The following is a 12,289-nucleotide window of genomic DNA, read 5'->3' as shown; positions in this document are numbered from 1 at the left end:
AAGGAACGCGATATGGGCATCACCGTGAACGGCCTCGACGAACTCAAGAAGCTCGCCGGCAGCGACCTCGGCACCAGCGAGTGGATCGAGATCACCCAGGAGCGCATCAACACCTTCGCCGACGCGACCGGCGACCACCAGTGGATCCACGTCGACCCGGAGAAGGCCGCGGCAGGCCCGTTCGGTGCGCCCATCGCGCACGGCTATCTGACCCTCTCCCTCTTCATCCCGCTCTTCACCGGGCTGCTGGACGTCGAGGGCGTGTCGACGAAGGTCAACTACGGCCTGAACAAGGTGCGTTTCCCCGCGCCGGTCAAGGTGGGGTCGCGCATCCGGCTCGTCGCCAAGCTCGCCTCGGTCGAGGACGTACCGGGCGGGGTGCAGATCGCCGTCGACGGGACGATAGAGATCGACGGCGGGCCGAAGCCCGCCGCCGTCCTGCAGAGCCTCTCGCGGTTCTACGCCTGACCGGCGGCTACTGCCGACTGTCGACCAGCCGACCGTCTACTTGCTGACTGTCTACAGCCGCCTGTCCACTGCTGCTTGTCTACGCCCGACTGCCGACTGAGTGACGGTCGACAGCCGACCGCCGCTTGGCTACTGCTGCTTGTACGAGTAGACGCTCGTCGACACCTCGCACACGCCCGGCTGGACGACCTCGGCGCGCAACGTCCCGCTGTTGACGTCGTAGTCGATGCCCTCGGCCTCGAACGTGCCCGTGCAGATGCTGCGTTGGGGGAGTGCGAACAGGCTGGTGACCGTGCCGGTGATCGGCTGGCCGTCCAGCTTGTGGGGCAGGTCGACCTGGAGGAGCGGGCGGATCTCGGGGAACTTGGTCCCCGACGCGTCGTCCGAGACGCACACCAGGCGGGTGTCCGTCACGAAGTCGCAGCCCTGGATGTCGTTCACCGTCTTGTCCAGGGTGATCTGCCCGGCCTGCGGCAGCGCCCCGCCCGTCTTCGGGGTGGACGCGTTGAGCAGGGGGGTGGGGAAGACCTGGAGTCTGGACTGGTCGCCCCACTCGCCCGACACCATCCACTGCGTGTCGGGCGAGATCGCGTCGAACGAGTTGTTGATCTTCTCGCCCGAGTCGAGCGTGTGGACGTACGTGTAGCGCGTCCCGGACGGCGTGGTGACCGCGAACATCTTGGACGTGCCCGTGTCGGCGCCCTGGTAGGCGTCGAAGACGTAGCCGTTCGCGATGTCCGGGTCGCCGATGTGGTTCCAGCCCTGGATGCGCAGATCCAGTGGGATGGACGCCAGCCCGCGGTACAGCAGCGAGCCGTCCGCCTGACTGGCGACGCCCTCACCGCCGCCGAGGCTGCCGGTGTACGCCGTGCCGGTCTCCACCCAGGTGGTGGAGGCGGCGGCCGAGGAGGTGCTCACGCCGAGCGTGAGAGCACCCAATAAGCCAGCGAAGACAGTGAGTTGACGCTTCATCAGATACCTGCCAGGTCGACGAAGATGGGGTTGGAATAGAACCATGTGTCGGCCCACGGGTCACCGTTTCCGGGCTCGTGGGGGATCGGGCCGTGCGGGTCGACCGAGGCACCGAGGTAGCCCGCACCGTGTCGCCTGCCGTCGCTGCCGCGCAGCCGCAGATAGAAGGACTCGTCGCCGGCGGTCACCGGGACGCGCAGCGTGTACGTCCCCTTGCGGCCGCTGACGTCCGCCGTACGGACGACCTTCGTGTCCGGCGCCCGCCACGCGTCCCGGTCGGACACGGCGCCGCGCACCGCGCCCCGGATCACGTCCACGTGTGCCAACTGGGGCAGGATTCCCTGGGCGTTGGGCCGCGAGGCGGTCGTCACGGTGATGTTCAGGGTGAGCCGGTCGCCCTTGCGGACCCGCAGTCGGCCGCCCAGCGTGACGCCCTGACCGTGGTCGCAGTCCCGCTTCAGGCGGACGTCGAGCCCGTCCAGCAGATGCCCGTGGTCGACCCAGACCCGCCCCGCGCGCATCCCCGCCATCACCTCGCGGTAGCCGTAGCGGGTCACGCCCACATGGGTGCGGCTGAACTCGCCGGGCCAGAAGTCGCTGCCGGGCTGCGGGGAGTCGGTCTGCACCGGGTCGGGCAGCTTGCCGGTGTTGTCGAAGTTCTGTCCGTCGGGCCAGGCGCCGTTGGCCCAAGTGTCGTAGACCGTACGGTGGTTGTCGGAGTTGGTGGTGATCGAGAACAGCCGGCCCTCGGCCAGCATCGAGTCCCACAGCCCGCCGACGGTCGCCGTCGCCCAGTCGAAACCGCCGTACGTGACATACGCGTCCGCCGGATAGCCCGACCAGGACTGTGCCGAGGGCTTGTTCTCGTACTCGCCGCGGATCGACGTGGCGCCGCGCCAGCCGGGGAGAGCCGCGCCCTGGGCGCCGGGCGCGCCCTCCATGCCGATCATGATCTCGGGAGCCGCGTCCCGCCAGGCCCGCATCTCGTGCGGAGAGTCGATGCCCAGGCGCAGCGGGTGGTTGGCGAGGACGAGGACGTCGTCGACGTAGCCCGAACGCCGTTGCGCGGCCAGCCACTTGACGGCCTTCACGGCATGCGCCTCGTTGCGGGCGGTGTCCGCGTCGGCGACGCCGCCCTTGTCGTAGCCCAACAGCTTGCCGTCGTAGGCGAGTTCGAACTGCGTGAGCAGATCCACCTCGTGCCGGCCGGGTGCGGCGAACACCGTGCAGTGCTCGGCGGCCGGGATGTACCACTCCAGGCCCTGGAAGATCAGTTGGCGGGGGTTCGCGGCACGCGCCTTGAGGATCTCCGCGTGCTCCAACTCGGCGCCGTAGGAGGCGTGTCCGAAGTTGGAGTGCTCGTTGAACACCATCCAGTCGAGGCCGTACTTCGCGGCGGCCCGCGCCTGCTGGGAGAACGTGTACTTCGCGTCGTGGCTGTACACGGAGTGGACGTGGTGGTCGCCGACGAGGTAGGCCAGGCGCGGGTCGTTGCCGCCGTAGCCGCGCCCGGCCGCCGCGGCGGAGGTGGCGAGCGGGCCCGCGCCGAGGGTGAACGCGGCGCCGAACAGGCCCGCACGGCGCAGGAGTTGGCGTCGGGAGACGCCTTGCGCGTCGAGGTCGGCGGGGGAGACGGACGGATCGGCCCAGGAGGGCAGCTGCTGCTCGGTCATGATGATTCGGAAGTCCTCTGGAGGCTGGAGGGCTGTCAGTGGTTCATGAACGACGTGACGGGCAGCGCCCGTTCGACGATCCGGACGTCGCCGAGCCGGCCGTGCAGGATCTGGTCGATCTTCCCGGCGTACTCGTAGCCGCCGAGCAGCCAGGGCAGCCCGACCGAGGTGAGGCCCACGGCGGTTGCCGTCGGGTTGCGCACGACGGGGCAGCCCTCGACGTAGAGCGTGGTGTGCTTGCCGTCGTTGACGACGGCGAGGTGCCACCAGGTCTCCAGCGGAGTCTCCTGACCCCAGTTGCTGGCGATGCCCTCCTGGTTCAACGGCCGTACCGCCCACTGGGGTTCACGGTCGTTGGAGAGCGAAAGCGTGGCGAGGGGCTCGTCCGGGTCGTCCCCGGTCTTGCCCGCGGCACCGCCCGTGCCGGTCCGACTGACCAGCCCGGACCAGGCGTTGTGATCGGGGTCCCAGTCGGCGGGCAGCCGGTAGAACGCCTCGACGGTGTAACCCCGTTTGAACGTTGCCGAGTTGAGCGGCGCCCCGTCGACCGTGCGCAGATACGCGCCCTTGAGCGGTGACTTGTAGCCCGTGAACTCCAGGCTGCCGTGGCCGGGTTGGTCCGGGTGGTGGTCCGAGGACCAGTTCAGGGTGCCGCCGCCGACCGCGACGAGGGTGAGGTCGTTGCCGCGTCCCGACTGGTCGCGGACCGTGCCGCTGACGGCCGTGGCGTCGGCGTGTCCGTCGAAGCGCCAGTACGCCACCGTGCCGGGGACGAGGAGCTTCGAGGCGGGACGCGACGGGCGGGCGGCGACCGGGGCGAAGCCGGCGAAGCGGTCCGCGAAGTCGATGCAGACGGTGAACCGGTCGGCGTCGCCGCTGAGTTCGATCTCCTGGCGCTCCAGCTCGTTGAGGCCCTTCGCCGCCCGGCCCAGGATCCACGGCGAGACCGTCTCGACGTCGATGACCCCGCGGTCCAGGTCGAAGCGGTAGAGGCGGATCATCGCCGCGCCGCCGAAGTAACGGTTCTGATAGTTCGTCAGGTGCAGGTGGACGTCATTGCCCGCCGCGTTCTTGCGTGTCGCCCGGCCCGCGGGCCAGTAGTGCCCGTTGAGCGTGAGGAAGATCTGGTCGTGGTCCTCGATCAGCTGGTCCCACAACTGCTGTCCGTAGTCCGACAGTTGGTCGTCCTCGACGACCAGTTCGTGCGTCGTCAGGATCACCGGCGTGTGCGGGTGCTGGGCGAGGACGCTCTTCGCCCATGCGTACCCCTTCGCCGACAGCCGCCAGTCCAGCGCGAGCACCATCCACTCACGGCCCGCCGCCTCGAAGAGGTGGTACGTGTTGTAGCCGTCGGCGGAGGCGCCGCCGAACGTGCGCGCGCCCTTGAACCGCTGCGGCCCGAACGTGTCCAGGTACGGCGAGGTGCCGCGCTGGTCGTCGGTCGACGAGTTCACGTCGTGGTTGCCGGCCAGGACGCTGTAGCCGACGCCCCGCCGGTCCAGCAGCCTGAACGCATCGCCGATCGCGGCGAATTCGGGCTTCGCGCCGTTCTGCGTCAGGTCGCCCAGGTGGGAGAGGAAGACGATGTTCTCGTCCTTGCCGTGCTCCAGGAGATAGCGCAGCGAGGCCTCGATCGGCGCCTTGTCGATGCTCGGCCCGTCGAAGAGGTACTGGGTGTCCGGCATCACCGCGAGAGTGAAGCGCCGGCTGGCGGTGTCGGGCCGCCAACTCGCCGTCGCCGGGGCTGCTTCGGCGGTGGTCGGCAGTGCGACACCGGCCGTTGCGGCGGCGCCGAGCAGGGCCGTCGCGCGGAGGAAACTGCGCCGTCCGGCGCCGGCCTGGGCCGTCTCGCACTGATCGTGCTCATGCGAAGTACACACGTGTGCTCCGTACAGGGTGAGTGCTCGTGAAAGCTGCTGAGAACTGGGAATTTCAGAGAACGCGCAGGGTCCAGCTCCAGCGATGGACTCCCGGTGCGACGAGATGCCGCGCCGACGTGTCGGGTCCGCACGAGGCCGTGCCCAACCCCCGGTGGGCCGCGTCGAGTTGCACCACGCAGGACGCGCGCGGCACCAGTTCGTCGTGGTGCCGTACGGCGGTCAGGTCCGCGGCGCGATGGCGGGTCACCGAGACCTGGCGGGGCTCGTCGAGGTCGACCGCGAGACCGGTGGCGTCCGGCGCCGACAGCGTGAACCGCCGTACCCCGTGCCGCCCACCGCTCTCCTGCGGCCGCAGATACGGGGTGAACAAGGCGTCGACGGGGACCGAGTGGTGGCCCACGGGCGCGCCCGTGCTGCGGTCGGGGTACGACTCCCAGGGACCCCGGCCGAACCACTCCAGCAGATCAAGACCCGGCACCGTCTCGAACACGGTGCCCACCCGGGCCACGTCGACGAACTCCTCGGGCAGCTGGGCCGATTCCTCGACCAGGACTCCACCCTCCACCGGCGTGAACACCTGACAGTGCCGGACCACACCGACCGCCCCGGCGTACTCGGCGACCGTCGTCACCCGCTCGCCGTCACGCCGTACCGAGACGATCTTCCGGACCAGCGAGTCGAGCCCCCACGTCCGCCAACGCGCCGCCATGCCGCCCAACTCGTCGTTGTCGGTGGGCGCCCGCCACAGGGACAGGGTCGGGGCGACCATCAACAGTGGGTGGCGCAGCAGGCCTTCGCCGTCGACCTCGACCCGACCGCCGCCAACTACCGGCGGTGCCATGGGCGTTGCCGTGCGCAGCCGTACCTGGGGTGCGCACACGTCCGTGCCGCGTGGCGCCCACGGCTGGTCCTCGGCCGTCGTCACGCGCAGCGTCAGCCAGGCCTCGCCGCCGTCCTCCGGCAGCTCGAACGGCAGCGGTACGGCCACCGTCTCGCCCGGGCACAGCGTGGGCAGCTCGGCCGGAGCGGTCGGGGTGCGGCCGTCCGCGAGGGCCAACTCCCAGGTGGCGGTGAGCCATTCGAAACCGCGGAAGTGCTGGTGGTTGCCGAGGACGATGCCCTCGTGCCGGAAACACTCGATGCGCACCGGCGCCGCGATCTCCCGGTGCTCGAACATGACCGGCTTGGGCGTGCGGTCGGGGAACACCACGCCGTCCGCGATGAACGCGCCGTCGTGGATCGACTCGCCGAAGTCACCGCCGTACGCCCAGCGTTGACCGGGCGCGGCGACACCGTTGTCATACAGTCCGGCGCCCGCGCGGCCGGTGGGTCTTCCGTCGCTCACACGCTGCAGGATTCCGTGGTCCCAGAACTCCCAGATGAAGCCGCCCTGAAGACCCGGGGTTGACTCGATGGCAGCCCAGTGGTCCGCGAGGGTTCCGTTGCTGTTGCCCATCGCGTGCGAGTACTCGCACTGGATCAACGGCTTCGTCTGCTCACCGGACAGCGCATGGGCGACACAGTCCTCCAGCGACGCGTACATCGGACACGCGATGTCCGAGGCGAGGTCCGGGTCGGCCCAGCCGCGCTTGGCCGCGCCCTCGTATTGGACCGGTCTGGTCGGGTCGTGGCGCCGGACCCAGCCGGCCGCCGCGTCGTGGTTCGCGCCGTAGTCGGACTCGTTGCCGAGCGACCAGATGATCACCGAGGGGTGGTTCTTGTCGCGCAGCACCATCCGCGCCGTGCGGTCCACGAACGCGTTCAGATAGCGCGGGTCGTCCGCGATCTCGTGCGCGTGGTCGTGCGACTCGATGTCCGCCTCGTCGACGACGTAGAAGCCCAGTTCGTCGGCGAGGTCGTAGAGCGCCGGGTCGTTCGGGTAGTGCGAGGTGCGGATCGCGTTGAAGCCGAACCGCTTGAGCAGTACCAGGTCCGCGCGCATGTCGTCGTACGACACCGTGCGGCCGGTCAGCGGATGGAAGTCGTGCCGGTTGACGCCCCGGATGTACACGCGCTCGCCGTTGACGAGCAGGTCTCGCCCGACGATCTGTACGTCACGGAAACCGATGCGCCGGTACGACGCGTCGGCGACCGTTCCGTCGGCGCGGTGCAGCCGGACGGTGAGGCCGTACAGCTCGGGCGTCTCGGCGTTCCAGGTGCGGACCTCGGGCACGGTGGCGCGCATCCGGGCCTCCCCGAGGAAGTCGGAGACCCGGTCGTCCTCGGTGTTGAACCGGTCGAACTCCTCGTCCTGGGTGAGGAGTTGACCGTCGAGATCACCGCTGACGTACCACCCGGCGGGCAGCGCGCCGGCCGCGTCCCGCACCTGGCAGTCGACCCGCAGGGCGCCGTCGTAGGACGCCCGCACGGTCACGTCCGCGAGATACAGCGGATCGGTCGCGTACAGCAGCACCGACCGCGTGATGCCCCCGTGCCACCACTGGTCCTGGTCCTCGATGTGCGAGGCGTCCGACCACTTGACCACGGTCAGCCGTACGGTGGCCCGCTCGCCGGGACGTACGACGTGCGAGAGGTCGAACTCGGCGGCGAGGTGGGAGTCCTTGGAGACGCCGACGGGCCGCCCGTCCACGTGCACGAGCAGCACGCTCTCCGCGGCCCCGACCTGGAGCACGATCCGCCGCCCGGCCCAGTCGGCCGGGATGTCCACCTCACGCTCGTAGACACCCGTCGGATTGGCTGCGGGCGACAGCGGAGGGAATTCTGTATACGGCATACGGACGTTCGTGTACTGCGGAAGGTCGTCAGTGTCCTGCATGGTCCATACGCCCGGAACGTATGCGGACGACCAGGCGTCCGCCAAAGGCGCGTCCGGCGCCGGCAGCAGCTGGAAGCGCCAGTCGCCGTCGAGGGAGCGCGCATCGGCTCGGCGGTCCACGGCGGACATGGGCAACCGCCCCCAGGAGGTCACCTCGGGTGACTCCCAGGGGCGGAGCGCGAGCAGTGGGTCGGTCATCAGCGGATGGCTCCCTTGCCGAGGTCGCCGATGATCTGCTTGGCGCCGACCGCGAACACGATCAGCAGGGGGACGAGGGCGAGGAGCGCGCCGGTCATGACCATTCCGTAGTCGGTGGTGCCGTGGGTGCCGTTGAGCTGGGACAGGGCCACCTGGAGGGTGACGTTGTTCGGGTTGGTCAGGGCGATCAGGGGCCAGGCGTAGTCGTTCCACTGGCCCATGAAGGTGAAGATGCCGAGGAAGGCGAGGCCCGGGCGGACCACGGGGAGGGCCACGTGCCAGTACTGGCGCAGGAAGTTCGCGCCGTCGATGCGGGAGGCGTCGAGGAGTTCGTCGTGGATCGCGCTCTTCATGTACTGGCGCATCCAGAAGATGCCGAACGCGTTGGCCGCCGCCGGCACGATCAGCGCGGTCATCGAGCCGATCCAGCCGAGCTTCGCCATGATGACGAACTGCGGGATGGCCGCGAGCTGCGCCGGCACCATGAAGATGACCATCAGCAGCGCGAACAGCACGTTCTTGCCCGGGAACTGGAACTTGGCGAAGACGAACGCGGCCAGCGAGTCGAAGAACAGGACCAGGAAGGTCACCGACCCCGCCACGAGCACCGAGTTGAACATCGAGCCGAAGAAGTCGATGTTGTCGAAGAGGCTGCGCACGTTCTCCAGGAAGTGCGTGCCCGGCAGCAGCTTGGGCGGGTAGGAGAAGATCTCCGACGAGGTGTGCGTCGACATGATCACGGCCCAGTAGAACGGGAAGGCCGAGAGCAACACGCCCAGGATCAGGGAGACATGGAGGGCGATGCCGCGGCTCCGGTCGCCCCGGATGCCCTTCGGTCGCCGTGTGCCTTGGAAGAATGCCATGGTGACCGGCTCCCTAGTCTTCGCCCCGGCGCTGCACCAGGCGCCAGTTGACGATGGAGAAGATGATGACGACGAGGAAGATGCCCCAGGCCACGGCCGCGCCGTAACCGAAGTCGTTGTTGTCGAAGGTCTGTTGGAAGAAGTACAGGACCATCGTCTGACCGGAGTGGCCCGGACCGCCCGCGAACGTCGAGTCGTTGGAGGTGTTCTGCAGCAGCACCTGTGGTTCGGAGAAGCTCTGCAGACCGGTGACCGTCGAGATGACGAGGACGAACAGCAGCACCGGTCGCATCATCGGCAGCGTGATCCGGAAGAAGGTTTGGACCGGTCCAGCGCCGTCCATGCGGGCCGCCTCGTAGACCTCGCTCGGGATGGTCTGCAGACCGGCGAGGAAGATGATCGCGTTGTAACCGGTCCACTGCCAGGTCATCAGCGTCGCGATGGCGATCTTGATGCCCCACGGAGTGTTCAGCCAGGCGATCTGGTCGATGCCCACCGCCTGCAACAGGGCGTTCACCAGGCCGAAGTTGGTGGAGAACACCGAGCCGAAGACGATCGCGATCGCCACCACCGAGGTGACGTTCGGGAGGAAGTAGGCGAAGCGGTACACGTTCTTGAAGCGGACCGCCGAGTTGAGCATCACGGCCGTGATCATCGCGAGGAAGATCATGGGGAACGTCGCCAGCGCCCAGATGATCAGGGTGTTGCCGATCGAGTTCCAGAAGTCGGTGTCGCTCAGCAGGTACTTGTACTGCGACAGCCCCGCCCACTCCATGGAGCCGAGGCCGTCCCAGCGGTGCAGGGAGAGGTAGAACGAGAACCCGACGGGGATCAGCCCGAAGCAGAGGAACAGCAGATAGAACGGGGAGATCGCGGCATACAGATGCCAGTACTTCCGGAAGCCGCTCTTCGGCTGCGAGGTGGCGGACGAACTGTCCACGGCGGCAGGGGGCTTGTCCAGTGCGGTGGCCATCAGTAGCTCACCCCCAGGTGGTCCGCGATGCGCCGGCACTTGCTCATGGCGTCACTCCAGGCCTTCTTGGGGTCCTTGCCGAGGACACCGACGTTCTTGATCTCGTCCTTGAGGGGCTGCCCGAGCGCGATGTCGAACGGGCTGTTGTAGGCGACCGTGATCTTCTGCGCGGCCGGCCCGAAGATGTCCATCGTGTCCTGCCCGCCGAAGAACGGGTCCGGCACACGCACGGACTTCAGGTCGTACGAGGCGGGGGTGGAGGGGAACAGACCGGCGTCGACGAAGCCTTGAGCCTGGTTGGCCGCGTTCATCATCCAGGTGATGATCCGGAAGGCCTGCTCGGGCTCCCGGCACGCCTTGGTGATCGACAGGAACGAACCGCCGTTGTTGGCCGGCCGCACCGGCATCTGGGCAACTCGCCAGCGCCCCTTGGTCTTTGGCACACCGGTCTTGATGTCGCTGGTCGCCCAGGAAGCGCCCAGCTGACTGGGCAGCTTGCCGTCCTGCACGGCCGAGAGCTGGTCCGGGGTGCCGCTGACCAGATCCGAGACGATCTTGCGCTGCTTGGCCTCGACCGCCAACGCCCAGGCCTGGCGCACGTGTTCCTGATCGCCGATGAAGTGCCGGTCCCTGTCGACGTACCGCTTGGAACCCTGGTTCACCACGTTCTCGAAGATGCTGTTGACGTCGGTGACCAGAGACGCCCCGGGAATCCGCTTCCTGAGCTGCTCGCCCGCCGCGAAGAACTTCTCCCAGGTGTTCAACTCCCCTGAGACATCGGCGGGTTCGTACGGCAGTCCGGCCTTGCGGAACACGCCGTACTGGTAGAAGTGCGCCACCGGACCGCAGTCGATGGGGAAGCCGACCATCGTGCCGTCGTCGGCGATGCCCTGCTCCCACTTCCACGTCAGGTACTGGCTCTTGTACTTCTCCGCGCCGAGTGTCCTGAGGTCCACGAACTGGTCGGCGTTGGGCAGATAGGACGCCATGTCCTCGCCCTTGAGGCCGGCGATGTCGGGGATGTGGGCGCGGCCGGCCATCGTGGTGATCAGCTTGGACCGGTAGTAGCCGCCGATCTTGATCGCCTGGAGGTCGACCGTACTGTCGTAACGCGCCTTGGCGTTCTTGACGACCGTGTCGCCGAGGCCGCCGTCCCAGTACCACAGGACCATGTTCCGGCCGGTGGAACCGGTCGGAACGGCACAGCCGGACGCCAGGCCGCCTAGCGCCGTGGCCGCCGTACCGGCCAGGCCCGCACGGAGCAGGCCTCTTCGTGAGAGCCGCACAGCTCCCACCGCCTTTCGGATCTGTTCGATCTGTTCGGGTCGTGCATACGAGGGACTCAAGTGGGGGGACTTGCAAGGGACTTGCGAGGTGGGGGGAGCTACTCCCGTGCGGGGGGAGTAACAGGTGCGTACGCGACGGGCGGACCGGGGTCCGCCGGGATCCTGTCGACGAGGAAGCCGTATGCACGCCGCAGTTCGGGATCGCGGACTGTATGCAGCCAACGGTCGACGCCGTACCAGCCGGGTGCCGCCAGCGCGCCGCCGTGGTGCTGGACGGACAGCCCGGCCGCGAGCACCGCGAACCGCAGCCGTTCCGCCAGCGGCCAGCCGCCGAGCGAGGCCGCGACGAAACTCGCGCCGAACACGTCACCGGCACCCGTCGCGTCCAGGACGTCCACGGCCAGGGCCGGGACCTCCGCGTACTCGCCGGTCGTCTGGTCGACGGCGATAGCCCCGTCGCCGCCCCGCGTGATCACCGCGACCGGCACCAGTTCGGTGAGGGTGCCGAGCGCCGCGACCGCGCTGTCGGTGCGGGTGTAGGCCATCGCCTCGGCCTCGTTGGGGAGGAAGGCGTGGCACAGGGCGAGCTGGTCGAGCAGGTCGCGCGACCACTGCTCGGTGGGGTCCCAGCCGACGTCGGCGTAGATCTGCGTGCCGTTCGCGGAGGCCTTGGCGAGCCACGCGCGCGGCTCGGCCTCCAGATGCACCAGCGCGGTGCGTGCCTCGGGCGGGTCGCCCATCAGCACGTCCTGCGAGTACGGCGGTTCCTGGCCGTGGGTGACCAGCGCCCGGTCGTCGCCGTGGGCGAGCGAGACGGTGACGGGGGTGTGCCAGCCGTTCGCGGTGCGGGACAGGGAGAGGTCGACGCCCTCCTGGCCGGCGAGGATCTCATGGCAGTACGCGCCGTAGAAGTCGTCGCCGAAGACCGTGGCCAGGGATGTCCGCAGGCCGAAGCGGGACGCGGCGACCGCGAGGTTCGCGATGCCGCCCGGGCCGCAGCCCATGCCGCCGGTCCAGATCTCCTCGCCCGGCGTCGGCGGCTGCGGCAGACCCGTGAGGACGAGGTCGTAGAAGAGCAGCCCGGTCAGCAGCACATCGGGCCGGGGGTCGTCCACGCGCGCATCCTCTCGTCGGCACGTCGTCTGGAGAGTTCGTCAAAACTCTTCATTTCGGTGACCGGAATCGTGCGCTGCTCGACGA

Annotated in this window: 9 protein-coding genes; 1 reads left to right on the top strand and 8 read right to left on the bottom strand. The window is 68.7% G+C overall.

Annotated elements, in window-relative coordinates:
* The first annotated feature begins 12 nt into the window (after nucleotides 1-12).
* Complete coding sequence (locus tag OG504_RS10650; RefSeq protein WP_405989570.1) at nucleotides 13-468, top strand: MaoC family dehydratase; 456 nt, start codon at nucleotides 13-15, stop codon at nucleotides 466-468.
* A 129-nt stretch (nucleotides 469-597) separates the two neighbouring features.
* Here OG504_RS10650 and OG504_RS10645 read toward each other — a convergent pair whose 3' ends face one another.
* The 8 genes from OG504_RS10645 to OG504_RS10610 all read right to left on the bottom strand — a co-directional run bounded on the left by OG504_RS10645 (nucleotide 598) and on the right by OG504_RS10610 (nucleotide 12,204).
* Entirely contained in the window at nucleotides 598-1,440 is an 843-nt protein-coding gene (locus OG504_RS10645) for a hypothetical protein (RefSeq protein WP_405989569.1), read from the bottom strand.
* The gene (locus OG504_RS10640; protein WP_405989568.1) at nucleotides 1,440-3,113 is read right to left on the bottom strand and encodes a histidinol-phosphatase; all 1,674 of its coding nucleotides are present in this window, start codon (nucleotides 3,111-3,113) and stop codon (nucleotides 1,440-1,442) included. The genes OG504_RS10645 and OG504_RS10640 overlap by 1 nt, the downstream gene beginning before the upstream one ends.
* Before the next feature lie 35 nt (nucleotides 3,114-3,148).
* Nucleotides 3,149-4,993, bottom strand: a complete 1,845-nt coding sequence (locus OG504_RS10635) for a LamG-like jellyroll fold domain-containing protein (protein WP_405989567.1) — start codon at nucleotides 4,991-4,993, stop codon at nucleotides 3,149-3,151.
* A 52-nt stretch (nucleotides 4,994-5,045) separates the two neighbouring features.
* Complete coding sequence (locus OG504_RS10630) at nucleotides 5,046-7,967, bottom strand: glycoside hydrolase family 2 TIM barrel-domain containing protein (protein ID WP_405989566.1); 2,922 nt, start codon at nucleotides 7,965-7,967, stop codon at nucleotides 5,046-5,048.
* A complete protein-coding gene (locus OG504_RS10625) occupies nucleotides 7,967-8,830 on the bottom strand; it encodes a carbohydrate ABC transporter permease (protein ID WP_318020000.1) in 864 nt (287 codons plus the stop codon). The genes OG504_RS10630 and OG504_RS10625 overlap by 1 nt, the downstream gene beginning before the upstream one ends.
* Before the next feature lie 13 nt (nucleotides 8,831-8,843).
* Nucleotides 8,844-9,803, bottom strand: coding sequence for a carbohydrate ABC transporter permease (locus OG504_RS10620; protein ID WP_405989565.1), 960 nt, complete (start codon nucleotides 9,801-9,803; stop codon nucleotides 8,844-8,846).
* Nucleotides 9,803-11,089: an ABC transporter substrate-binding protein gene (locus tag OG504_RS10615; protein WP_405989564.1), complete on the bottom strand. Its 1,287-nt coding sequence runs from the start codon at nucleotides 11,087-11,089 to the stop codon at nucleotides 9,803-9,805. Before OG504_RS10615 ends, OG504_RS10620 begins: the two co-directional genes overlap by 1 nt.
* 98 nt (nucleotides 11,090-11,187) lie before the next feature.
* Nucleotides 11,188-12,204, bottom strand: coding sequence for a carbohydrate kinase family protein (locus OG504_RS10610; RefSeq protein WP_405989563.1), 1,017 nt, complete (start codon nucleotides 12,202-12,204; stop codon nucleotides 11,188-11,190).
* Nucleotides 12,205-12,289 lie beyond the last annotated feature (85 nt).

This window comes from Streptomyces sp. NBC_00986 (assembly GCF_045162565.1).
Classification (GTDB): domain Bacteria; phylum Actinomycetota; class Actinomycetes; order Streptomycetales; family Streptomycetaceae; genus Streptomyces.
Note: the sequence above shows the minus strand (reverse complement) of the source record. Positions and strands in the feature narration are given on the sequence as shown.

Coding starts and splice junctions, on each gene's coding strand:
- OG504_RS10650 (WP_405989570.1), top strand. CDS start 13: ATGGGCATCACCGTGAACGGCCTCGACGAACTCAAGAAGCTCGCCGGC.
- OG504_RS10645 (WP_405989569.1), bottom strand. CDS start 1,440: ATGAAGCGTCAACTCACTGTCTTCGCTGGCTTATTGGGTGCTCTCACG.
- OG504_RS10640 (WP_405989568.1), bottom strand. CDS start 3,113: ATGACCGAGCAGCAGCTGCCCTCCTGGGCCGATCCGTCCGTCTCCCCC.
- OG504_RS10630 (WP_405989566.1), bottom strand. CDS start 7,967: ATGACCGACCCACTGCTCGCGCTCCGCCCCTGGGAGTCACCCGAGGTG.
- OG504_RS10625 (WP_318020000.1), bottom strand. CDS start 8,830: ATGGCATTCTTCCAAGGCACACGGCGACCGAAGGGCATCCGGGGCGAC.
- OG504_RS10620 (WP_405989565.1), bottom strand. CDS start 9,803: ATGGCCACCGCACTGGACAAGCCCCCTGCCGCCGTGGACAGTTCGTCC.